This window comes from Prodigiosinella aquatilis, from assembly GCA_030388725.1.
Taxonomy (GTDB): Bacteria; Pseudomonadota; Gammaproteobacteria; order Enterobacterales; family Enterobacteriaceae; genus Prodigiosinella; species Prodigiosinella aquatilis.
In genome coordinates this window covers 1,588,873-1,612,100 of record CP128857.1, presented here as the reverse complement: position 1 = coordinate 1,612,100, position 23,228 = coordinate 1,588,873, and the positions used below count along the sequence as shown (strand labels likewise).

At 49.2% G+C, this 23,228-nt stretch carries 20 protein-coding genes; 10 read left to right on the top strand and 10 right to left on the bottom strand.

The genetic code is table 11. The annotated features are described in order from the left end of the window. Window positions 1-13: 13 nt before the first annotated feature. Window positions 14-1,600 carry a TerC family protein gene (locus PCO85_07555; GenBank protein WJV55253.1) on the top strand — a complete coding sequence of 529 codons (1,587 nt, stop codon included), beginning with the start codon at window positions 14-16 and terminating at the stop codon, window positions 1,598-1,600. An 83-nt stretch (window positions 1,601-1,683) separates the two neighbouring features. Here the strand turns inward: PCO85_07555 and asmA are convergent, their stop codons facing one another. The 4 genes from asmA to apbC form a co-directional block, all read right to left on the bottom strand. Continuing rightward, complete coding sequence (gene asmA / locus PCO85_07550; protein WJV55252.1) at window positions 1,684-3,516, bottom strand: outer membrane assembly protein AsmA; 1,833 nt, start codon at window positions 3,514-3,516, stop codon at window positions 1,684-1,686. Between the two features lie 42 nt (window positions 3,517-3,558). Next, on the bottom strand, window positions 3,559-4,140 hold the full coding sequence (gene dcd, locus PCO85_07545) for a dCTP deaminase (protein ID WJV55251.1): 582 nt from the start codon (window positions 4,138-4,140) through the stop codon (window positions 3,559-3,561). A gap of 236 nt (window positions 4,141-4,376) precedes the next feature. Next, window positions 4,377-5,018 (bottom strand): uridine kinase, encoded by a 642-nt coding sequence (udk, locus tag PCO85_07540; GenBank protein WJV55250.1) that lies wholly within the window; start codon window positions 5,016-5,018, stop codon window positions 4,377-4,379. A 172-nt stretch (window positions 5,019-5,190) separates the two neighbouring features. Next, complete coding sequence (apbC, locus tag PCO85_07535) at window positions 5,191-6,300, bottom strand: iron-sulfur cluster carrier protein ApbC (GenBank protein WJV55249.1); 1,110 nt, start codon at window positions 6,298-6,300, stop codon at window positions 5,191-5,193. Window positions 6,301-6,557: 257 nt separating this feature from the next. Here apbC and metG point away from each other — a divergent pair, with 257 nt between their 5' ends. Next, complete coding sequence (gene metG / locus PCO85_07530; protein WJV55248.1) at window positions 6,558-8,588, top strand: methionine--tRNA ligase; 2,031 nt, start codon at window positions 6,558-6,560, stop codon at window positions 8,586-8,588. 149 nt (window positions 8,589-8,737) lie between these two features. On the opposite strand, the gene pgl is transcribed toward metG, so the two are convergent. Then, window positions 8,738-9,736 (bottom strand): 6-phosphogluconolactonase, encoded by a 999-nt coding sequence (gene pgl, locus PCO85_07525; GenBank protein ID WJV55247.1) that lies wholly within the window; start codon window positions 9,734-9,736, stop codon window positions 8,738-8,740. 180 nt (window positions 9,737-9,916) lie between these two features. On the opposite strand from pgl, the gene PCO85_07520 reads away from it, so the two are divergent. Further along, a complete protein-coding gene (locus PCO85_07520) occupies window positions 9,917-10,738 on the top strand; it encodes a pyridoxal phosphatase (GenBank protein ID WJV55246.1) in 822 nt (273 codons plus the stop codon). Window positions 10,739-10,788: 50 nt separating this feature from the next. On the opposite strand, the gene modC is transcribed toward PCO85_07520, so the two are convergent. The 4 genes from modC to PCO85_07500 form a co-directional block, all read right to left on the bottom strand. After that, window positions 10,789-11,847, bottom strand: coding sequence for a molybdenum ABC transporter ATP-binding protein ModC (gene modC / locus PCO85_07515; GenBank protein WJV55245.1), 1,059 nt, complete (start codon window positions 11,845-11,847; stop codon window positions 10,789-10,791). Next, window positions 11,847-12,536: a molybdate ABC transporter permease subunit gene (gene modB, locus PCO85_07510; protein ID WJV55244.1), complete on the bottom strand. Its 690-nt coding sequence runs from the start codon at window positions 12,534-12,536 to the stop codon at window positions 11,847-11,849. The genes modC and modB overlap by 1 nt, the downstream gene beginning before the upstream one ends. Continuing rightward, window positions 12,523-13,308: a molybdate ABC transporter substrate-binding protein gene (gene modA / locus PCO85_07505; GenBank protein ID WJV55243.1), complete on the bottom strand. Its 786-nt coding sequence runs from the start codon at window positions 13,306-13,308 to the stop codon at window positions 12,523-12,525. Before modA ends, modB begins: the two co-directional genes overlap by 14 nt. Before the next feature lie 144 nt (window positions 13,309-13,452). Further along, complete coding sequence (locus PCO85_07500; protein WJV55242.1) at window positions 13,453-13,602, bottom strand: AcrZ family multidrug efflux pump-associated protein; 150 nt, start codon at window positions 13,600-13,602, stop codon at window positions 13,453-13,455. 201 nt (window positions 13,603-13,803) lie between these two features. Between PCO85_07500 and modE the strand changes: the two genes are divergently transcribed. From modE to gpmA, 7 genes are all read left to right on the top strand, one after another. Further along, window positions 13,804-14,595 carry a molybdenum-dependent transcriptional regulator gene (gene modE, locus PCO85_07495; GenBank protein WJV55241.1) on the top strand — a complete coding sequence of 264 codons (792 nt, stop codon included), beginning with the start codon at window positions 13,804-13,806 and terminating at the stop codon, window positions 14,593-14,595. 86 nt (window positions 14,596-14,681) lie between these two features. Continuing rightward, complete coding sequence (gene modF / locus PCO85_07490) at window positions 14,682-16,163, top strand: molybdate ABC transporter ATP-binding protein ModF (GenBank protein WJV55240.1); 1,482 nt, start codon at window positions 14,682-14,684, stop codon at window positions 16,161-16,163. Between the two features lie 214 nt (window positions 16,164-16,377). Continuing rightward, the gene (gene galE / locus PCO85_07485) at window positions 16,378-17,394 is read left to right on the top strand and encodes a UDP-glucose 4-epimerase GalE (protein ID WJV55239.1); all 1,017 of its coding nucleotides are present in this window, start codon (window positions 16,378-16,380) and stop codon (window positions 17,392-17,394) included. An 18-nt stretch (window positions 17,395-17,412) separates the two neighbouring features. Next, complete coding sequence (gene galT / locus PCO85_07480; GenBank protein ID WJV55238.1) at window positions 17,413-18,459, top strand: galactose-1-phosphate uridylyltransferase; 1,047 nt, start codon at window positions 17,413-17,415, stop codon at window positions 18,457-18,459. 5 nt (window positions 18,460-18,464) lie between these two features. After that, the gene (galK, locus tag PCO85_07475; GenBank protein ID WJV55237.1) at window positions 18,465-19,616 is read left to right on the top strand and encodes a galactokinase; all 1,152 of its coding nucleotides are present in this window, start codon (window positions 18,465-18,467) and stop codon (window positions 19,614-19,616) included. After that, a complete protein-coding gene (galM, locus tag PCO85_07470) occupies window positions 19,606-20,646 on the top strand; it encodes a galactose-1-epimerase (GenBank protein ID WJV55236.1) in 1,041 nt (346 codons plus the stop codon). Before galK ends, galM begins: the two co-directional genes overlap by 11 nt. Before the next feature lie 531 nt (window positions 20,647-21,177). Then, on the top strand, window positions 21,178-21,930 hold the full coding sequence (gpmA, locus tag PCO85_07465) for a 2,3-diphosphoglycerate-dependent phosphoglycerate mutase (protein WJV55235.1): 753 nt from the start codon (window positions 21,178-21,180) through the stop codon (window positions 21,928-21,930). 56 nt (window positions 21,931-21,986) lie between these two features. On the opposite strand, the gene aroG is transcribed toward gpmA, so the two are convergent. Beyond that, window positions 21,987-23,039, bottom strand: a complete 1,053-nt coding sequence (gene aroG, locus PCO85_07460) for a 3-deoxy-7-phosphoheptulonate synthase AroG (GenBank protein ID WJV55234.1) — start codon at window positions 23,037-23,039, stop codon at window positions 21,987-21,989. Window positions 23,040-23,228 lie beyond the last annotated feature (189 nt).

The window sequence follows — 23,228 nt, the reverse complement described above, 5'->3', positions numbered from 1 at the left end:
GTAAAAATTCAGTATGGAATGGATAGTTGATCCAACAGTGTGGGCAGGATTGGCAACGCTGGTGGTGCTTGAGCTAGTATTAGGCATCGACAACCTGGTCTTCATTGCGATTCTTGCTGAAAAGCTGCCGGAAAAACTGCGGGACAAGGCTCGTGTTGTCGGTTTATTACTGGCACTGCTGATGCGGTTCATCCTGCTCTCCTCTATATCCTGGCTAGTTTCCCTTACTAATCCGCTGGTTACAGCGCTGGATCACGCTTTCAGCGCCCGCGATATTATCATGCTGGTCGGGGGACTGTTCCTGTTGTTCAAGGCTACGATGGAGCTTAACGAAAGGCTGGAAGGCAAGGATCAGGGACAGCAGACTCAACACAAGGGCGCACGTTTCTGGCCGGTTGTCGCACAAATTGTCATTCTGGACGCTATTTTCTCTCTGGATTCAGTTATCACCGCCGTAGGGATGACAGAGCATCTGCTGGTTATGATGGCAGCCGTCACCATTGCTATCGGCTTAATGTTACTGGCCAGCAAACCACTGACTCGCTTTGTCAATGCGCATCCGACCATCGTCATTTTATGCTTGAGTTTCCTACTGATGATTGGTTTCAGTCTGGTGGCCGACGCTTTTGGTTATCATATTCCTAAAGGCTATCTCTATGCAGCCATCGGCTTCTCCGTGATGATTGAAATGCTCAATCAGATTGCGCAGTTTAACCATAAACGTTTCCTCTCTTTGTCTCTGCCGTTGCGTCAACGAACAGCGGAAGCGGTACTACGAATGCTACGGGGCGAACATAAAGATGCCGAACTGGATAACCAGACATCAGCCATGATTGCGGACAACACCGGCTCTGCCAGTCAATCAGTTTTCAACCGACAGGAACAACGGATGATTGAGCGGGTGTTGGGCATGGCTCAACGTTCAGTGAGTAGCATTATGACCTCGCGGCACGATATAGAAAATGTAGATATCGACACCGAAACTGAACATTTCCCTGCTTTGATGGAAAAAAATCAGCATACCCGGCTGGTAGTGACAGACAAAAATGTATCGAATGAACCACTCGGTGTCGTGCACATTATCGATTTGTTACGCCAACAGCTTAATTGCCAGCCTCTGGATCTGCGCAAGCTGATCCGTCAGCCGCTGATTTTTCCAGAACAGCTATCGTTGTTGTCAGCACTCGAACAGTTTCGTGAAGCCCATACACACTTTGCTTTCGTGGTGGATGAATTCGGCTCGGTAGAAGGGATTGTTACATTAAGCGACGTCATGGAGACCATTGCCGGGAACCTTCCATTGGAAGGTGAAGAGTTGGATGCTCGCCATGATATTCAGGAAAATGAAGATGGTACGCTGACCGCTAACGGTTATCTTCCCGTAGAAGATTTGATGATGTATGTCCCGTTACAATTGGATGAAAAGCGTGAATATCATACTCTGGCCGGATTGCTAATGGAGTACTCACAAAAAATCCCACAAGAAGGTGATGAAATCGTCATTGATGGATATCGTTTCAATGTGCTGACGGTCGAAAGTCACCGCATACTCAAAGTGTTAATTATTCAGGATACGCCACAGTCCGATTACGAGGTTTGAAATACAGCGTTTTAAATACACGATGGTGGCAAGTTAAACGGTCAATATGACTCTGCAGGCGTATATATCGCCTGCAGAGTTAATCACAACCCCTGCATCAGTTGCTTGATATCTTTATTCTTCTGGTACTGCTTATTTTTGCCTATCCATTCATTTAGTCGTTTCTTCATTTCATCTTGCAGACGATTGCGTAGAATTTGATCAACCTGAAGTTGGTAATTAAGGTTATGCCAAGAACCATACAAACGGAACGGTATCACGATATCCTGAAGCATCTGTACAACGTTTTTGTCACCTTGCCATCCTTGAGTGACCTTCACACCCAGGTTGACATCACAGCGCTGTGCTGGGAGGTCAAATGTACCCTCACCGGTCAGTGACAATATGTCGGAACGACCATCCAACGCCTGTAGCTGTAATTTACCCGCGCTAAGACGAGCTTTAGCGGTCATCTGCCGCACTTCGGTATAACGTTCATAATTGCCTTGGCTGTGGACGCTGCTGTTATTACGCTCAACCGCCTGCTGAATCATCTGTTGAATATTCAGGCCATTCAGCCGCAGACCCGTCGCCTGCAACGCGGCATTGCCATGCCACTGTGACATAACTGCGGCGGCAGAAAGTGAATTGCCACTCATATCCCCTTGCAGACTAAGCTTGCCACTTAGGGTTTCCGGCAAACCAAAAGCGTGTAGCAGTGGTGATAACGCTATATTTCGAAGATCCGGTTGTACGGTAATAGAGGGAGACGCATCTATATTCATCGATCCTGGCAACGAAAAACGCCCATCGCCTAAGGTACCCACTAAGGTGGGCACCGATAGTACCCCGCGTTGATTGGTCGCCTGTAGTGCAAACTGGGTAACATGCAAGCCGTGATAAATTAGCTCATCGGCATCAATGGCAACATGGGCGGTAAAACCTCTCAACACTTCATTATCTTTTTGACCTGTCACATCTTTAGAAATCACTGGTTTGGCTGCAATGGCTTTATCTGCCGGCGCATCGCTATCCTGGAACTGTGCCAGTCCCAGTAATTCGTCCAGATCCAGTCGCGTAGATTTCAGACTCAGTATGTAGTCAGGAACACTACCCAGTACTGCCGTCGCTGAGCCTGTCAACTGACTGTTATTAGCGCTCAAGGCAAATTGACTAATGGTCATTTTTTCTGGTTGCTGTTGGTAACTGGCATTCAGACTGCCTTTACCACTGATACCGGTCACCGGAATCCCAGCGCCCTGCAGCTGATAATCAAACTTTTCAATACTGGCGCTGACTTGTTGTGGGAAATGCTGCATGTCCATGCTGGCTGCCAACGTAAACGATAAGTCACGCTGATCACGGTTAATACGACTGGACAGCTCCAGCCGTAGCTGATTGGCGCTGTCACGCACAACTTTCAGATTAATGTCACGGACATTAATCAAATCATTATTAGTACGCTGGAAGACTAACAGGCTGTCGGCCACTTCTATACGGTTAATATCAAAGCGCCAGCCCGTTTCTTCTCCTGGTTCTGAAGGCCCAGGAGGAGCAATAGGTGCTCGACTCATCCGTTTAGCGGCACTTTCCGGTGTGAAGCGAATTACCGCACCTTTGAGCATCACCTGTTTTACTTCCAGCCGGTGGGAGAGCAGAGGCCATAACTTGACATCCAGGCGCATATTTTCTGCGCTGACCAGTGGTATCTCTGCCCCTGGAGCACTCAACGACATACTGCTGGAAAGAATGCTCAACTCCGGCCATACATGCCAGCGCAATTCGCCATCAAGCTTCAGTTTGTAACCACTGCGTGCTGCCACCTGATGCACCATATAATCACGGAAGTCGTTAGGATTGATCAGTACAATCAGCGAGGTCATTCCCACGACCAGCACCACCAGCAGAATAACCAGCGCTGTTAGAAATCTTCTCATGCCATCCTCATTACAATAGGCATACAGCAAACTGTCGGGAAGCTAGTCTTCATCAATCCGGCTTGCGACAGCACCTTTTTGATCTTTATATTTAGCGTCCTGACGACGATTATAAGGCCTTGCTGCCGGACCGGATAATGGTTCAAAACTCAGGGCACCAATCATCATGCCGGGGCGTAATGCCAACGGCAACTTACCTGAATTATAGAACTCCAGCACGATGAGTCCCTGCCAACCAGGATCAATACGGTGTGCCGTAACATGAACCATCAACCCCAAACGCGCCAGTGAGGAGCGGCCATCCAACCATCCAACCAGATTATCTGGCAGTGTTACCGACTCCAGCGTCACAGCTAACGCCAATTCTCCCGGATGTAGGAAAAAAGCTTCTTTTTCGGTCAGATTGATTTCGTCACTCATCACGCGATCCAACGCAGCACTGACTTCGTCTTTCGGACCACTTAAATCAATGAAAGGCGCCGTATGTCCACAAAATACGCGAAATTGATGGCCTAATCGGACATCCACTGTGGCACCATTAATTCGCTCTTGAGGGGGGCGAGGCGTAATCACCAATCGGCCATCATCCAGCCACCTTTCAATATCACGATCACACAGTCTCATTATTTTCTCCACTCAAGCAAGGTACCCACTAAAACGGCCACAGCCAGCCAAAAATCACCATGCCGACAATATATCCGTCATCTTTCAGGTGCAGGTGTGTTGGCATCATTCAACTCTGCCCCGACAGACTCATCATTCGAGCCATCTACTGATGTAGGCTTATCGGGATTTATTCTTTCACCGTCGTTCTGCATCTTGAAATCTATTGGGTCTACATACAATAATAAAAAAACAAATTATTCAAAGAATTGACTAATTTTTGCTTTCAAGATATCAATCGCAATCCGATTTTTTCCGCCCCGCGGGACAATAATATCGGCATACTGCTTGGATGGTTCGATAAATTGCAAAAACATCGGACGAACGGTTTTCTGATACTGCTCCATTACCGAATCCATCGAACGCCCGCGCTCATTAACATCACGGCGCATGCGACGCAGCAAGCAGATATCTAACGGTGTATCGACAAAAATAGAAAAATTCAGCTCTTCCCGTAACCGGGCATCCGTTAATAACAGAATGCCTTCCAGAATAATCACTTTCTTTGGTTCAAGCCGTACCGTTTCCTTTAGCCGGGTATGTTCCACATAGCTATACCGGGGCAATTCAATTGGCTGCCCTACCTTCAGCATTTTCAGATGCTGCAGCAGCAAACCATGATCCATCGCGCCAGGATGGTCATAATTAGTTTTAACCCGAGTTTCCATGGTCAGATGAGTCTGGTCCTTGTAATAACTGTCTTCCGACACGACACCAATATGTTCATTGCCAACCTGATCACGTAACTCACGGTAAAGCGTACTGGATATAAGACTTTTGCCAGATGCAGATGCTCCGGCAATCCCGATGATGACACACTGATGAGATTTATCAGTCATGGTAATAAAGACCTGATTCACAAAATAAAGGAGGGGATGCATCGCCAGGATGCCCTGGCGCAGGCAATTATAGGGAGTTAGCACAGTTCATGCCAGCGTTTCGCGGAAACATGGCATTCGGATGGTGGGTTTCCGCGCCCTCTGCCGATGACGCGGAATGATGTGATGCCAATTACAATGAGCGAACGGCTATCTCGGTGGGAATAACTTCACCCTGCCAGTACAGTTGAGCGGCCACACGATCGGCCAACTCACGATAAAGTGATGTAAACTCACTATCCGGGTGGCTGACCACTGTCGGCTCACCACGATCCAGATCCTCGCGCAAAGAAATGTGCAACGGCAACTGTCCCAATAGAACACAGTGATATTTATCTACCAGTTTCTGCGCACCACCGGTGCCAAAAATGGGCTCCAGATGACCACAGTTGCTGCAAATATGCACACTCATGTTTTCTACAACCCCCAATACCGGCACGTTAACCTTCTCAAACATGACGATACCTTTCATTGCATCCACCAAGGCAATATCCTGCGGCGTGGTGACTACGACAGCCCCCGTGACGGGCACGCTCTGTGCCAGTGTGAGCTGAATGTCTCCGGTTCCCGGCGGCATATCCAGCACCAGATAATCCAGATCCGGCCACAACGTATCCTGTAGCAGTTGCAGCAAGGCTTTACTGGCCATCGGTCCGCGCCACACCATAGCATTATCATCAGTAACCAGATAGCCAATTGAATTGGTTGCCAACCCATGTGCCATGATCGGTGCCATATGCTGACCGTCAGGTGACGTAGGACGTTCGTTGACCGCGCCCAGCATCGTCGGTATCGAAGGACCATAGATATCGGCATCCAAAATACCGACGCTGGCACCTTCCGCCGCCAGTGCCAGCGCCATATTCACCGCGGTGCTGGACTTCCCTACTCCACCCTTGCCGGAACTGACGGCAATAATATTTTTAACGCCTTTGATTCCTGGCTGGTCGTTCACCCGGCGCAACGTCGCAATATTATGTGATAACCGCCATTCCACTACTGTGGCACCACTCAAACGCAGCAATTCGGCGCTAACCGTTTCCTTTAATACTTCCAGGCCACTCAACCAGACAAACGGCATGGTCAGTTCAATATGTAATACGCCATCCAGCAACGCACAATGATGCAGTGCATTAAGTGTCGTCAGGTTATTTTTGAGTGTTGGATGCTTAAAAGTAGACAGCACTCCGGTAACCATAGCACGCAACGCATCAGGGCTCTGCTCGGAGAGTTTATCGTTCATCCCGGCTCCTTGAAATTTGGTTATTTACCGATAAAAGACCGCTATAGCATATCAGAACGCCACGGTCCTGATGTACTGAAGGTCAAAAAACCAGGAGATAAACGAAAACGTGTTCCGGGCACGGTGGCCACCACGGGGAGACGTATTCTCTTTGCCCCAATCTTCGTTTACACACACCAGCGGTTTACGTGCCAAGGCGCTATCGGTTAACATCAACACTTCGTCTCAATCACCATACAAAAAGCAAGTTCCCCACTATGACTCAAGTCGCAAAGAAAATATTGGTAACGTGCGCGCTACCTTACGCTAACGGTTCTATTCACCTCGGCCATATGCTTGAACACATTCAGGCAGATATCTGGGTTCGTTACCAGCGAATGCGCGGCAATCAAGTCAATTTCATCTGTGCAGATGATGCCCACGGCACCCCGATCATGCTGAAAGCACAACAACTGGGCATTACGCCCGAGCAGATGATTGCGGAGATGAGTCAGGAACATCAGCAGGATTTTGCTGGCTTTAATATCAGCTACGACAACTATCACTCGACACACAGCGAGGAGAATCGTGAGATTTCCAGCCTGATCTACCATCGGCTGAAAGAGAATGGTTTTATCAAAACCCGGACTATTTCCCAATTGTACGATCCAGAAAAAGGCATGTTTTTGCCGGATCGTTTTGTAAAAGGTACCTGTCCAAAATGCAAGTCACCGGATCAATATGGCGACAATTGCGAAGTCTGCGGTGCCACTTATAGCCCGACTGAACTTATCAACCCAAAATCAGCGGTTTCCGGTGCCACACCGGTGATGCGTGAATCTGAGCACTTCTTCTTCGACCTGCCGGCTTTCAGTGACATGTTACAGAGCTGGACCCGTTCCGGTGCGTTGCAAGAACAAGTCGCCAACAAAATGCAGGAGTGGTTTGATGCGGGGCTGCAACAGTGGGATATCACTCGCGACGCGCCTTACTTTGGCTTTGAAGTACCTGATGCTCCGGGAAAATACTTTTACGTTTGGCTGGATGCACCTATCGGCTACATGGGCTCCTTTAAAAACCTGTGTGATAAACGCGATGATCTGAATTTCGATGAATACTGGCACAAAGACGCCACTACCGATCTCTATCACTTCATCGGTAAGGATATTGTGTATTTCCACAGTCTGTTCTGGCCGGCGATGCTGGAAGGCAGTAACTTCCGTAAACCAACCAATCTGTTTGTTCATGGTTATGTGACGGTCAACGGCGCGAAAATGTCCAAATCGCGCGGCACGTTCATCAAGGCAAGTACCTACCTGAAACACCTGGACGCCGATTGTCTGCGTTACTACTACGCTGCCAAACTCTCCTCCCGTATTGATGACATCGACCTTAATCTGGAAGACTTCATACAGCGCGTAAATGCCGATATTGTTAATAAAGTAGTAAATCTGGCCTCACGTAACGCGGGCTTCATCAATAAGCGTTTTGGTGGCCAGTTGGCAGATCAATTGGCTGATCCGGCGCTGTATAAAACCTTTACCGATGCGGCGCAAAACATTGCCGATGCCTATAATAACCGGGAATCCGGGAAAGCAATTCGCGAAATCATGACACTGGCGGATATGGCCAACCGTTATGTAGACGAGCAGGCTCCGTGGGTGGTGGCAAAACAGGAAGGGCGTGACGCTGACCTGCAAGCGATCTGCTCAATGGGCATTAATCTGTTCCGTGTGCTGATGACCTACCTGAAACCGGTATTGCCCAAGCTGACCGAACGTGCAGAAACTTTCCTGAACACGGAGTTGACCTGGGATGCGATCGCCCAACCGCTGACCCACCACTCAATCAATGCGTTTAAGGCACTGTTTAATCGTATTGAATTGCCACAAGTACAATCGATGATTGACGCGTCTAAAGAAGATATTGCAGCAGCGTCTAACTCCGTAACGGGTCCACTGGCGGATAACCCGATTCAAGACGTTATCGGGTTTGATGACTTTGACAAAGTGGATATGCGTGTAGCGCTGATCACGGCAGCCGAACTGGTTGATGGTTCGGACAAATTGCTGCGTCTGACCCTGGACATCGGCGGTGAAACCCGTCAGGTATTCTCCGGTATCCGGGCCGCCTACCCAGACCCGGCCAAACTGGAAGGCCGACTGACGGTAATGGTGGCTAATCTGGCGCCTCGTAAAATGCGCTTTGGCGTTTCCGAAGGTATGGTCATGGCAGCCGGCCCGGGCGGGAAAGATATTTTCCTGTTAAGCCCAGATAGCGGTGCCCAGCCAGGTATGCAGATAAAATAGTACTGTCTCGGGCCGGAAAATATTCCGGCCCGTACTTTTCATTGGCCACTAGATTGGAATTGCGGCAATTGTTTTTTCCCCGACGCACTCCCCACGACGACGCTGCTTTTCCCTATATTGCCTTGGTATAGCAGATTCTCACTTCACGATTAGTCCAGTTGCAGAATGGAAACCCACATCGGGCCCTGACCAACCGCATAGCGCGCCAACGGATGCAACTCACCAGTTTGCTGATTGATGCGGTAAACCTCAATATGATGAGATTTCTGACCGGAAGAAATCAGGAAATTCCCGCTATGGTCAATATTGAAACCTCTTGGCTGGGCTTCTGTCGGCTGGTGGCCGGCTAACGTCAATACACTCCCTTCTTCCGAGACCTGGAAAAGACTCAACAGATTGGCAGTACGATCAGAGGTATAGAGATAACGGCCATCCGGTGTTATATGGATATCCGCTGCCCAACGGGTATCAGTAAAATCGGCAGGCATAGCATCCAGTGTCTGTACCCGAAGGATCTGACCATTGACAGTATGGCGCTGAAATACATCCACCGTGCTATTCAGTTCATTAACACAGTAGGCAAATTCGCAGTTTGGGTGGTAGGACATATGTCGAGGACCCGCACCGGTGACAGCCATCAACGCAGGTGGGTTATGTTCACTTAGCTTTCCGTCATCACCCAAATCATACAGTCGGATGCGATCTTCCTTCAGGCAGGGTGCCCACAGTACCTGATTGTCCGGGTCAATATTAGTAGAATGACAACCTTCCAGACCGTCAAGTTGCTGAATCGGCGCTTCCACCACACCACTGGCACCAATCAGGCTGACGCTGATACAGGCATTACTGTAAGACGCACTAAACAGAAAACGTCCGCACCGATCGGTAGAAAGATGTGTCGGACTACCCGGTAATGGTGCAGAACCGGCTTCAGACAGCAATCCTTGTGCATCAATACGATAGCTGATCACCCTGAACTCAGGACGAACGCCAACATACAGATGACGCTTATCCGGCGCAATTACCATCGGCTGTACTTGTCCAGGAACATCCACTACTTGCAAGAGCGTTAGCGCACCTTCAATACCCAACTGCCAAACATGGATCTGCTGGCTTTCCGGACTAGCGATATAAACAACTTGCTGCATGAGATTCTCCTTGTTACGCAAATTATGCGGCTGGACACCGACTCCAATGGGTGAATGGGGGTGTGCTCTGTTTGGCCGCAGCTCCGACTTGAAATGGCAAATAAAACAACCCTATTGGGATAGGTGAACATACAGTGTACCATCTGCTGAAAGACGACTTTATAACCTGATGAGATAATTATGACCTATCGTGTAATCGCGCTTGATCTAGATGGTACTTTACTGAACCAACAGAAAAAGATCTTGCCGGAATCACTAGCAGCACTGGCATTAGCTCGACAAGCCGGAATAACCGTACTGATTGTGACAGGTCGCCATCACTCGGCTATCCATCCCTTTTATCAGGCGCTACAGTTGGATACACCCGCAATCTGCTGCAATGGCACGTATCTGTATAATTATCAGACCAAACAAACGTCGGAAACCAACCCACTGACTGCCACACAAGCTAAAAACGTGCTACACCTGCTTGATCAGTTTGATATTCACGGCCTGATGTATGCTGACGACGCCATGTTGTATCAACATTCTACCGGCCATGTCACCCGATCACTGGCCTGGGCGGAAACACTACCCGAGCTGCAACGTCCTACATTTACCTATGTCAAAAACCTGTTCACCGCCGCAGATGATGCGCGCGCTATCTGGAAATTTGCTACATCACATGCGGACAGTACCGAACTGAATAAGCTTGCTGAATTGATAGAAAAAGAGCTGGGATTAACCTGCGAGTGGTCATGGCAGGATCAGGTCGATATCGCTCAGGCGGGCAACAGTAAAGGAAAGCTATTGCAGAAGTGGGTGGAATCACAGGGTATCGACATGAAAGAGGTGATTGCCTTTGGTGATAATTTTAATGATATCAGTATGCTATCAGTATCTGGGCTGGGTATTGCCATGGGGAACAGTGCCGATGAAGTGAAAGCGCACGCCGACCTGGTAATTGGTCATAATGAGCAGCCTGGGATCGCGGAAACGATCATGAAGCGGGTGTTGGCATAGAAAGGTTGATTCCTGCCTGAACACGCAGGCAGGAAAGGAAATCACCAGGACTACGGTGTTATCGATACACTTTTTATCTGTGCATACAGCCATTGATAAGGATGTAGTGCCAATTCATCCCGTGCCCAAGGGGTAATACGGGCCCACAGCACCTGATCACCGATCGACAGCTTAACCTCCACCTGCTCACCAACATCAATGCATTCCAGCACTTTGGCCGCCAATACGTTACGAATACTGCTGACCTTTGGTCGTTCCGTCACCAGTGATACATCGGCAGCATTGATACGGATACGCTGCTTCACATTCAGTGGCGAATCAATTTTACCCACCCACAGATGCTGTTCACCCAGTGACAATGCGGTCATTGCATAGCGAGGATGATGTTCCAGAACGGTGACATTCATAATGCTGCTTTGCTCCTCGCGCGGCAACCACGGACGCAACGCGTTACTAGCCCAGACAGCTTCCAGTTCACCTTGTGCCTTCACCTTCCCTTTATCCAGCACCAAAACGCGATCAGCTAACCGTAAAATCTCTTCCATGCTATGGCTGACGTACAGGATCGGCGTATTGACCTCTTTTGACAACCGCTCCAGATAAGGCATCAGCTCGCGCTTGCGGGGTAAATCCAGCGAGGCCAATGGTTCATCCATCAGTAACAGGTCGGGTGCCGTCAGCAGAGCTCGGCCGATGGCTACTCGCTGCTTCTCCCCGCCAGAGAGTGTCATCGGATAGCGCTTGAGCAACGGTTCAATACCCAATAACTGGACGATATCATCGAACTGACGACGCATAGATGCTGCCATGCCATAACGCAGATTTCCTTGCACACGGTAGTGTGGGAACAAGCGCGCATCCTGAAAAACATAACCAACTTTGCGCTGTTCCGGTGGCAGGAAAACACGTTGCCGGGTATCCACTAGCACCCGCTCATTAAGCTGAATATACCCTTCATCAAGGTGTGTTAACCCGACGATAGCATTAATCAATGAGGTTTTCCCGGCACCAGAAACACCAAAGATAGCCGTGATACCATTGGCTGGCAGGTTCGCTTTCACCCTGAGCGTTAAATCACCCAATTGCTGGTTAATATCGAGTTGTAGCATTATCCCCCCAACCGCCGTCGGCTCCAATGTGTCAGCCACTCCGACAGCAACAACGATATCAACGAAAGGACAATCGCAATAACACATAGCCGCCCGGCCTGCATTTCTGCCCCTGGTGTTTCAATCAATGTGTACATAGCCAGTGGAATAGTGCGCGTTTCATCGGGAATATTGGACACGAAAGTGATGGTGGCACCAAACTCACCTAGCGAGCGAGCGAAAGCCAACACAGTGCCAACAATAACACCGGGTAACATCAGAGGAAGTGTAATCGTAAAAAATACCCGCCAGGGATTGGCACCTAGTGTGCGGGCTGCCAGCTCCAGCCGGGTATCGACGGCTTCCAGCGCCAGGCGAATAGCTCTGACCATCAAAGGGAAAGCCACTACGGCAGAGGCCAAGGCTGCCCCGCGCCAACTAAAACTGAAGCTGAAGCCAAACCAGTCATAGAGCCATGACCCAATAACACCACGCCGTCCCATCGCAACCAGTAAAAGATAACCAATCACCACTGGGGGTAACACCAGTGGTAAATGGATAACACTATCCAATAACGATTTTCCCGGAAAACGACAGCGAACCAAAATCCATGCTATCAGTATTCCCAACGGCAAGCTGCACACGACCGCCACAACCGAAACTTTAAGACTCAGTTCGACGGCCTGCCATTCATAATCACTTAGCAACATTAACGGGTGTAAATCCATAACGAACAAACACGCTGACAGCCTGTGGCGTTTTCAGGTAATCATAAAATGCTTTCACCGCCGGAGTATTATGACCTTTCACGATGGCCATAGGATACTCCACCGGTTTGTGGGTATTTGCCGGGAATATACCAACCACCTTGACTTTATTGCTGGCTATCGCATCTGAACCATAGACAATACCCAATGGTGCTTCTTCCCGTTCTACCAGCATCATGGCCGCGCGCACATCATTGGCTCTGGCCATCAACGGTGAGAGGGTGTCCCAGGCTTTCAGTTTTTGCAGTGCTTCCTTGGCATAAATCCCTGCTGGCACATGATCAGGATCGCCTACCGCCAGACGACCACCTTTCAACAGACTTTTCCAGTTAGTATTTTCATCAATTTTAACCCCTTTTATCGTGGCCGATTTAGGCGCGATAACCACCAGATCATTGCTCAACAACGTATAACGGCTGTTATTATCCATCAGTTGTTTATTCTGCACATAATTCATCCATTGCTGATTCGCAGAGATAAACATATCGGCAGGTGCCCCTTGCTCAATTTGCCGGGCAAGCGTAGATGACGAAGCGAAAGAAGTGACGATAGAAACCGATTTCCCCTGTTGATACTGCGTTGCAATGTCCTGTAACGCATTGGTTAACGATGCAGCTGCAAAAACAGTTATTTTCTCTTCTGCCGCAGATGCGGTTGCAGTAATACTGAAACTCAACGTCAAGGCCGCCAGCCATTTAGTCCATTGTTGCTGCATTGCTTTCTCCCAAAATATTTATCGTTGTGTAAGGGCTAATATAACGATAAAAAATAAAACTTCATCTGTTTTATACAAATGATCCTCCAAAAAAAAGTCCGGCAATATGCCAGACGTTTTGGAAACAGAAAGGAATCCTACAGATTATTTATGGATAGTATTTTCTTTGTCATGCCCAATACCGGAGAACACATTAAAGGCCTCTCCCAACCCATAAATGGCTCCCAGAATCAGCGCCATCATCAATGGCACCATCGCAATCGCGAACAACAGGCTTTCTAATAACTCCAACATATCTACCTCACTTATTGCAACGGCTGTATATTGAACACAGCTCAATACTCAAGATTATATAGTAAACTTTCTCACTATCATCATAGTGGCATAGTTTACCTGAACGAACAAAAATAATACGGCCATTAGTGCGATTTGCTCCCTCGGGGGAAAATAGCGACAATACAAGCTGTTAACCGCTTCTTTCACGGACATTCCGCCATGCAAGCAGAAATTCTTCTCACACTCAAACTCCAGCAACGCCTGTTTGCTGATCCCCGGCGTATCGCCTTACTCAAGCGGATTAAACAAACCGGATCGATCAGCCAAGGGGCGAAACTGGCGGGTATCAGCTATAAAAGCGCCTGGGATGCCATTAATGAAATGAACCAATTGGCCGAACAAACACTGGTCGAGCGTATGACCGGTGGGAAAGGCGGCGGTGGTGCCCAGGTGACTCGCTATGGTGAACGTTTACTCCAGCTCTATGATTTGCTGGAACAGATTCAGCAAAAAGCCTTTGACGTACTTCAGCAGGATAATCTGCCGCTGGACAGTCTTTTGGCGGCCATTGCCCGTTTTTCACTGCAAACCAGCGCCCGTAACCAGTTTTTCGGTACCGTACTGGCACGCAGCCAGCAACAGGTACAGCAGCATCTGGAAATATTATTGGCTGATGGGCAGACGCGCATTCAGGCGGCTGTTACCCAACAAAGCGCAGACCGTCTGCAACTAACCAGTGGTAAGGAAGTTCTGGTGCTGATTAAAGCCCCTTGGGTAAATATCACCGCCCTTTCTGCCCCGGTACCAACAGCAGACAATGTGTTATCAGGGCGCATTACTCACTTACAACCTGGGGAAGATCATAGTGAAGTATTACTTGCTCTCAACGGGGGAGAAACCTTATGTGCCACCGTCGCCAACACAGTTATTGAACAGTTGGGTTTACAGACGAATCAGCTAGTCAACGCCTGTTTTAATGCTGATCAGGTGATTATCGCCACGCTATGCTGATGCGCCACCACACGTTCACACATTGACAAGCAAAGAAGATATCGTAATTCGTCTAAAGAGCGGATTACCTCTAAAACGGAGTAGACATGTCATTACTGCACATCCACCAGGCATTGTTTCGCTTAAGTGATACCCGCATGTTACGTCTTGATGAACTGACAATTCAGCATGATCAATGCTGGGCCTTTGTCGGTGCCAACGGCAGCGGTAAATCCGCGCTGGCCCGTGCCTTGTCCGGCGACCTTGCGGCACTGGATGGTCAGCGTCAGTGCAATTTCCAGCGCGTAGCCAGACTCTCCTTTGAACAGCTTCAGCAACTGGTGTCGCAGGAATGGCAACGTAATAACACCGATATGCTCAGCGTGGGTGAAGACGATACCGGCCGCACAACTGCTGAAGTCATTCAGGACAACATGCTGGATCCGGCCCGTTGTGTACAGTTGGCTACCCAATTTGGTATTTCTCATTTACTGGAACAGCGCTTTAAATATCTGTCTACCGGCGAAACCCGTAAAACCATGCTGTGCCAGGCATTGATGTTACAACCGGATCTGCTGATTCTGGACGAGCCCTTCGATGGTCTTGACGTCACTTCCCGAACCCAATTAACGGCGCTACTTGCCGACTTGGTCACGCAAGACTACACGCTGGTGCTAATTATCAACCGGTTTGAGGATATTCCAGATTTTGTGAATCAGGTCGGCATTCTGGCTGACTGTACTCTCACCCGACAGGGCGAACGTGAACAAATCATGTCCGATGTTCTGGTGGCGCAGTTGGCCCATAGTGAAAAGGATCTGGCCACGACCCTGCCGGAACCGGAAGACCCCCGGCAGCAACCGATGTTACCGGCAGACCAGGCACGAATCATCTTGCGTAATGGTGTTGTTCAATATAACGACCGTCTGATTCTGAATGATCTGAGCTGGGAAGTTCTGCCCGATCAACATTGGCAGATTGTGGGTCCAAATGGTGCCGGTAAATCAACATTGCTAAGTCTGATAACCGGCGATCACCCACAGGGTTACAGTAACGATTTAACCCTGTTTGGCCGTCGACGCGGCAGCGGGGAAACCATCTGGGAAATCAAACGTCATATCGGTTATGTCAGCAGCAGTCTGCACCTGGATTACCGGGTCAGTATTAGTGTGCGCAACGTAATTCTTTCCGGCTTTTTCGATTCTATCGGTATCTATCAGGCCATATCTGATCGCCAGCGTCACCTCACTACACAATGGCTAGCATTACTGGGATTTTCTGACACGGTGGCCGATGCGCCATTTCAGTCACTGTCCTGGGGCCAACAGCGGTTGGTACTCATTGTTCGTGCGTTGGTTAAACATCCTGCGCTATTGATTCTGGATGAGCCGTTACAGGGGTTAGATCCTCTTAATCGCCAGCTCATACGCCGCTGGCTGGATATTTTGATCGGTGAAGGTGATACCCAGTTGTTGTTTGTATCACACCACGCTGAAGATGCGCCACAGTGCATCACCCATCGACTGACATTTATCCCACACCATAACGGACATTATGATTATCAATTTGAAGACCTGAATTTAGTCTAACCATCATCTCAGATCCATGAATGCTGTTCGTGAGTCTTAAAATGGTAACGTTACCATTTATTTTTCTTTTCTAACGGGTAGAATGGAAAACAAGCAATCAGCAGGATAATAATATGATGCTGTCCCAGAAAATACGCATTACTATTGCACTGATCACCGTTTTAAATGTTCACACATGTTACTTTTCAATTAATTCACCACAGCGGGAGTCATTATGAAGGTATTGGTTACTGGTGGAAGCGGTTACATAGGGAGTCATACCTGCGTACAATTAATCGCAGCGGGCCATCAGCCGATTATTTTAGATAATCTGTGTAACAGTAAAACCGGTGTGGTTGATACCATCGCACAATTGAGTGGTCAGACACCGGTTTTTTATCAGGGTGATGTTCGAGATCGTCACTTACTGGATGATATTTTTTCGCAGCATGTCATTGATGCCGTCATTCATTTTGCCGGCTTGAAAGCGGTGGGCGAGTCAGTGCGTGAACCCATCAACTACTACGACAATAACGTCTACGGTACGCTGACGCTGGTGGAAGCGATGAAAAAAGCGGAGGTCAACACGTTGATCTTCAGTTCATCCGCCACGGTTTATGGTGATCAGCCGCAAATTCCTTATCACGAAAGTTTTCCTACCGGCACGCCCTCCAGCCCTTATGGTCGCAGCAAGCTGATGGTGGAGCAAATTCTGCAGGACCTGCAACGGGCAGAGCCAGATTGGAGCATTGTCCTGCTGCGCTATTTCAATCCGGTCGGCGCCCATCCATCAGGTGACATGGGAGAAGACCCGCAAGGTGTCCCCAATAACCTGATGCCGTATATCGCGCAAGTCGCTGTAGGCCGCCGCGAATCATTAACAATATTTGGTAACGACTACCCCACCGCGGATGGCACTGGCGTCCGTGATTACATTCACGTGGTTGATCTGGCTGATGGCCACGTAGCCGCCATGAATATTTTGCATAAACGACCTGGCGTACATATTTACAATTTGGGGGCAGGTGTCGGCTATAGCGTACTACAAGTGGTTGAAGCTTTTGGAAAAGCTTGTGGCAAACCGATTCCTTACCATTTTGCACCGCGCCGTGACGGTGATCTGCCCGCTTACTGGGCTGATGCGGAAAAAGCCAACCGAGACCTTCACTGGCGTGTGAGCCGTTCACTGGATGAGATGGTAGCCGACGCCTGGCGTTGGCAGTCGAACCATCCCAATGGTTTTATTGGTTGATAATAAAAAAGGTATCACATGGTACATTTTGATCCTGTTGAACACCCACACCGTCGTTATAACCCGCTAACCGGACAATGGGTGCTGGTTTCTCCGCATCGTGCCAAACGCCCGTGGCAAGGACAGCAGGAGTCAGTATCCCCGATACAGCTTCCCCGGTATGACCCTGACTGTTTCCTTTGCCCGGGAAACACCCGTGTGACCGGAGACAAAAATCCGGACTATCAGGGTACATACGTTTTCACCAACGATTTTGCCGCCCTGATGTCGGATACGCCAGACGCTCCCAGCAACAATGATCCGTTGTTGCGTTGTCAAAGCGCACGCGGCACCAGCCGGGTAGTCTGCTTTTCCCCCGACCACAGTAAAAGTCTGCCGGAACTACCAGTACCCGCACTGGAACAGGTGATTATCACCTGGCAACAGCAAAGTGAAGAACTGGGCAAACACTACCCATGGGTACAGGTATTCGAAAACAAGGGTGCGGCCATGGGCTGCTCTAACCCGCATCCACATGGGCAAATCTGGGCCAACGATTTTCTGCCCAACGAAGCAGAGCGGGAAGATCGGATGCAGCGGGAGTACTTCCATCAGCACGGCATACCGTTGCTGGTTGATTATCTGAACCGCGAACAGCAAGAACAAGTACGCCATGTCCTGGAAACCGAACACTGGCTGGTGGTCGTGCCGTACTGGGCGTCCTGGCCATTTGAAACGTTACTATTACCCAAGGCTCATATTCTGCGCTTGCCGGATATCAATGCGGAACAGCGTCACGACCTGGCCATTGCCCTTAAAAAACTGACCAGCCGTTATGACAACCTGTTCCATACCTCCTTTCCTTATTCAATGGGCTGGCATGGAGCCCCCTTTAACCAGGATGATCAACGTCACTGGCAGTTACACGCCCACTTTTACCCGCCGCTGCTCCGTTCCGCCACGATACGCAAATTTATGGTGGGATATGAAATGCTGGCAGAAACTCAACGCGATCTGACCGCGGAACAGGCCGCCGAGCGGCTGCGGATGGTCAGTGATGTCCATTATCGTGATTCAGGAGCCTGATAATAATGACCTTATCCGAACGTACCCAGACGTTTTTTCAACAACAGTTCTCCTACCCTGCGACACTCACTGTACAGGCTCCCGGTCGTGTCAATCTGATTGGCGAACATACCGACTATAACGACGGTTACGTGTTGCCTTGCGCGATTAATTACTCCACAACCATCAGTATCGCCAAACGTGATGATCGGCTGATACGGGCGATTGCCATAGATTATGACGGCCAACAGGATCAATTTTCTCTTGATGCACCCATCCAGCCGCATGCGACCTGGCAATGGGCCAATTATGTTCGCGGGGTGATAAAACACCTGTTACAGCGCAGCGATGCCTTTGGCGGCGCTGATCTGGTGATCAGCGGTGATGTTCCTCAGGGAGCAGGGTTAAGCTCGTCGGCGTCACTGGAAGTTGCTGTCGGAAAAGCGTTACAGGCCTTGTACAATCTGCCACTGGATAATGTGGCACTGGCATTAAATGGTCAGGAAGCGGAAAATCAGTTCGTTGGCTGCAACTGCGGCATTATGGATCAGTTGATTTCCGCGTCGGGCCAGCGAGGTCATGCGTTATTGATCGACTGTCGCTCCTTGATAACACGTGCGGTGCCCATGCCGGATAATGTAGCGGTAGTCATTATCAACTCTAACGTCAAACGTGGTCTGGTGGGCAGTGAATACAATACCCGGCGCGAGCAGTGTGAGGCCGCCGCCCGCTATTTCCAGGTTCCCGCATTGCGTGATGTCAGCGAAGCCACATTTATGGCAGCCGCAGCACAACTAGACCCGGTGGTTGCCAAACGGGCACGCCATGTCATCACTGAGAACACCCGCACACTGGCGGCAGCGGAAGCTCTGACCAATGGCAATCTACAACAGATGGGGGTGTTAATGGCCGCCTCCCATGCGTCCATGCGGGATGATTTTGAAATTACCGTGCCCCCGATTGATATCCTGGTTGATATTGTCAAATCGGTGATCGGTGATGAAGGTGGTGTCCGCATGACCGGTGGTGGATTCGGTGGCTGTATTGTGGCACTGATCCCACAACATCAGGTTGAAGCGGTACAAAATGCGGTGATGCGAGAGTACCCGCTAAAAACAGGGCTACAACCTACCTGTTATATTTGTCAGGCATCATCAGGAGCAGGTTATGTTGAATGAAGCAGAATCAACAATGGCACCCGATGGTCAGCCGTTTCAACTGACCGTATTGCAAAACCGTGCCGGTATGCGTGTATGTGTGATGGATTGGGGAGCCACCTGGCTCTCATGCCTGTTACCGCTAGCCAGCGGTGAAATCCGCGACGTATTGCTGGGATGTGCGCCAGAACAATATCCGCAGCAGAATGCTTACCTTGGTGCCTCTGTGGGTCGGTATGCCAACCGTATTGCCAATGCCACTATCGGCCAGGGAAGCGATATTATTCCACTGGTTGCCAATCAGGGAAGCCATCAGCTTCATGGGGGACCAGAAGGATTTCACACTCGGCGCTGGCAAACCCTTCATAAAGACAATAATCAGGTCTCTTATCAGTTGAATTCACCGGATGGCGATCAGGGTTTTCCCGGCAATCTCAATGTACAAGTTTCCTACCACCTGACCGAAAAGAATGCTCTGGAAATCGAGTACCGTGCAGTAGTGGAAAAACACTGTCCGGTGTGCATGACCAACCATGCGTATTTTAACCTTGATGACCATAATATGGATGTGCGTGAACATAAACTCCAGTTATTTGCCGACTACTTCCTGCCAGTGAACAGTGAGGGTATCCCTGACAATGAATTGCGTCAGGTAAATGGTAGTAGCATGGATTTCCGCCAGCCCAAGACATTGTTTAAAGACTTTTTATCCGATGAAGATCAAAAAGCCGTGGGCGGTTACGACCATGCGTTCCTTCTTCACCGCACTTGTGGCTCAACAGAAAGCCCGGCAGCTAACCTATGGTCATCTGACGGACAGATACAAATGTGCGTCTACACCAGCGCGCCAGCGTTACAGGTCTACAGCGGAAACTTCCTTGACGGCACACCCAACCGCGAAGGCGGCCACTATGAAAATTACGGCGGTATTGCGCTGGAAAGCGAATTTCTGCCGGACAGCCCCAATCACTTTGACTGGCCGCAACCCGACTGCTGGTTAAAACCGGGCAAACTCTACCGCTCCCTGACAGTCTATGAATTCCTTTATTGACTGACTCGCTCTTCGGGCCAGAAGTACGATGGCTGGCTCTTTACAAATTGGTGCAATTTTCTGCTTGCCAGACATGCAGCAACAAGTTTAAAGATTCACTGCTAATGCACCAAAAAAGCGGTGAACACGCCGTCGACACCAGTTGGCAGATTGACATTCGAGAAAGCAATATAGTGCGTGTTCACCCTAAAATGATAACCGTAGCCATCACTATGACTGGTGTTTTGCCTACGATTATATGGGGAGCTGGTTGCGGCTCAAAAATTGTGTGATGTATCGCCGCCCCATAATAGGTGGCATGATGGAGATCGTCATTACTGTTCATGCTGGTTATCCCGTCCGTGTTTTACTTCTGTACCGTCTTGTGACAGGAAACCCACAAGCTGAATCGTTCAAGCCTATCTGTTTTCGCGCCACCACTGCTGGCAATAAATCAGGTAGAGCAACGACTAGCGATTGCCGATAACCGCCCTCCCGCCATATAATGCGGACAGTAATCATAGAAATCTTAGGATCTGAAGGAGTTAAGCTATGGCTGTAACTAAGCTGGTATTGGTGAGACACGGCGAAAGCCAGTGGAACAACGAAAACCGCTTCACCGGCTGGATGGATGTTGATCTATCTGACAAAGGCCACACCGAAGCCAAACAGGCCGGTAAATTGCTGAAAGAAGAAGGTTATGCCTTCGATTTTGCCTATACCTCCGTGCTGAAACGTGCCATTCATACCTTATGGAGCGTACTGGATGAACTGGACCAAGTCTGGTTGCCAGTAGAAAAATGCTGGAAATTAAATGAGCGTCACTACGGTGCTCTGCAAGGTCTGAACAAAGCCGAAACCGCAGAAAAATATGGTGATGAACAAGTTAAGCAATGGCGTCGTGGTTTTGCCGTTACACCACCGGAACTGACCCGTAATGACGAACGTTTCCCGGGACATGACCCACGTTATGCTTCCCTGAGCGACAAAGAACTGCCGTTGACAGAAAGCCTGGCACTAACGATTGAGCGAGTGGTTCCTTACTGGAACGAAACCATTCTGCCTCGCATCAAGACCGGTGAGCGCGTTATTATTGCTGCTCACGGCAACTCGCTTCGTGCGCTAGTCAAATACCTGGATAACATGGGCGAAGATGAAATTCTTGAGCTGAACATTCCGACCGGTGTACCGCTGGTTTATGAATTTGACGAAAACTTCAAACCAATCAAACATTACTATCTGGGTAACGCTGACGAAATTGCGGCCAAAGCCGCAGCAGTAGCCAATCAGGGTAAAGCGAAGTAATTCTACCAAATAAAAAGACCACCTCCAGAGGGGGTGGTCTTTTTACTTTCCTTACATCAGCCACGGCGCTGACGTACTGCCGCCGCTAGTTGCCGTAGCAAGTTTTCCGTATCATCCCAGCCAATACAGGCATCAGTAACGCTTTTGCCATAGACTAACGGCTCACCGCTTTCCGGATTCTGGTTACCTTCCACCAGATGGCTTTCCACCATTACACCCACAATGGCTTTTTCACCACTGCTGACCTGGTGACTGACATCATCACAAACATCCATCTGTTTTTTATACTGTTTACTGCTGTTAGCATGACTGAAATCGATCATTATCTGTGGAGGCAGGCCCGCTTTTTCCAGGCCGACTTTGACTGCCTGAACATGATCCGCACTGTAATTCGGCTCTTTACCGCCACGCAGGATAATATGACAATCATGATTACCGCTGGTACTGACAATGGCAGAGTGGCCCCATTTGGTTACCGACAGGAAGCAATGTGGCGCTCTGGCAGCATTAATGGCATCAATAGCGATCTTAATCGTGCCATCAGTACCATTTTTGAATCCAACCGGGCAGGACAGGCCAGAAGCCAGCTCTCGGTGTACCTGAGACTCGGTGGTGCGTGCGCCGATCGCTCCCCAACTCATCAGATCAGCCAGATATTGTGGCGTGATCATATCCAGAAACTCACCGGCGGCAGGCAGACCAGAATCATTAATCTCCAGTAACAACTGACGGGCAATACGCAAGCCGTCATTAATCTGGAAACTGTGATTCATGTGTGGGTCATTAATCAGCCCTTTCCAACCGACTGTAGTCCGTGGTTTTTCAAAATAGACACGCATCACCACTTCAAGATCATCACTCAATTCCTGCCGTAATTTGAGCAGGCGATCAGCATATTCTTTGGCCGCTTTAGTATCGTGAATGGAGCAAGGTCCAATCACTACCAGTAACCGGTCATCATTGCCATTGAGTATTTTGTGAATTGCAGTCCGTGCCTGAAAAACGGTTTCAGCGGCACGTTCTGTTGCCGGGAATTTTTCCAGCAGGGCAACTGGCGGTAGAAGTTCCTTAATCTCTTTAATTCTCACATCGTCATTTTGGTAATTCATAGTGGTTCCATCGATCTGAAACGATACGCTTAACCCATCGTCAACGCACGTCCCAGGGGTAAAAACTACAGTCATAAAAGGCGTAGTGCATATTGCAAGCTGGCTATTATAAGTCAAGAAGACGAAACAATGACGCTAAAATCATTCGATTTTGCATAATCTCCTGCGTCATAAGGCAATTTTTGCAAA

What these genes read in the sequence shown, in the direction of transcription:
- PCO85_07555 (WJV55253.1), top strand. Translation starts at nt 14, where the DNA reads ATGGAATGGATAGTTGATCCAACAGTGTGGGCAGGATTGGCAACGCTG.
- asmA (WJV55252.1), bottom strand. Translation starts at nt 3,516, where the DNA reads ATGAGAAGATTTCTAACAGCGCTGGTTATTCTGCTGGTGGTGCTGGTC.
- dcd (WJV55251.1), bottom strand. Translation starts at nt 4,140, where the DNA reads ATGAGACTGTGTGATCGTGATATTGAAAGGTGGCTGGATGATGGCCGA.
- udk (WJV55250.1), bottom strand. Translation starts at nt 5,018, where the DNA reads ATGACTGATAAATCTCATCAGTGTGTCATCATCGGGATTGCCGGAGCA.
- apbC (WJV55249.1), bottom strand. Translation starts at nt 6,300, where the DNA reads ATGAACGATAAACTCTCCGAGCAGAGCCCTGATGCGTTGCGTGCTATG.
- metG (WJV55248.1), top strand. Translation starts at nt 6,558, where the DNA reads ATGACTCAAGTCGCAAAGAAAATATTGGTAACGTGCGCGCTACCTTAC.
- pgl (WJV55247.1), bottom strand. Translation starts at nt 9,736, where the DNA reads ATGCAGCAAGTTGTTTATATCGCTAGTCCGGAAAGCCAGCAGATCCAT.
- PCO85_07520 (WJV55246.1), top strand. Translation starts at nt 9,917, where the DNA reads ATGACCTATCGTGTAATCGCGCTTGATCTAGATGGTACTTTACTGAAC.
- modC (WJV55245.1), bottom strand. Translation starts at nt 11,847, where the DNA reads ATGCTACAACTCGATATTAACCAGCAATTGGGTGATTTAACGCTCAGG.
- modB (WJV55244.1), bottom strand. Translation starts at nt 12,536, where the DNA reads ATGTTGCTAAGTGATTATGAATGGCAGGCCGTCGAACTGAGTCTTAAA.
- modA (WJV55243.1), bottom strand. Translation starts at nt 13,308, where the DNA reads ATGCAGCAACAATGGACTAAATGGCTGGCGGCCTTGACGTTGAGTTTC.
- PCO85_07500 (WJV55242.1), bottom strand. Translation starts at nt 13,602, where the DNA reads ATGTTGGAGTTATTAGAAAGCCTGTTGTTCGCGATTGCGATGGTGCCA.
- modE (WJV55241.1), top strand. Translation starts at nt 13,804, where the DNA reads ATGCAAGCAGAAATTCTTCTCACACTCAAACTCCAGCAACGCCTGTTT.
- modF (WJV55240.1), top strand. Translation starts at nt 14,682, where the DNA reads ATGTCATTACTGCACATCCACCAGGCATTGTTTCGCTTAAGTGATACC.
- galE (WJV55239.1), top strand. Translation starts at nt 16,378, where the DNA reads ATGAAGGTATTGGTTACTGGTGGAAGCGGTTACATAGGGAGTCATACC.
- galT (WJV55238.1), top strand. Translation starts at nt 17,413, where the DNA reads ATGGTACATTTTGATCCTGTTGAACACCCACACCGTCGTTATAACCCG.
- galK (WJV55237.1), top strand. Translation starts at nt 18,465, where the DNA reads ATGACCTTATCCGAACGTACCCAGACGTTTTTTCAACAACAGTTCTCC.
- galM (WJV55236.1), top strand. Translation starts at nt 19,606, where the DNA reads ATGTTGAATGAAGCAGAATCAACAATGGCACCCGATGGTCAGCCGTTT.
- gpmA (WJV55235.1), top strand. Translation starts at nt 21,178, where the DNA reads ATGGCTGTAACTAAGCTGGTATTGGTGAGACACGGCGAAAGCCAGTGG.
- aroG (WJV55234.1), bottom strand. Translation starts at nt 23,039, where the DNA reads ATGAATTACCAAAATGACGATGTGAGAATTAAAGAGATTAAGGAACTT.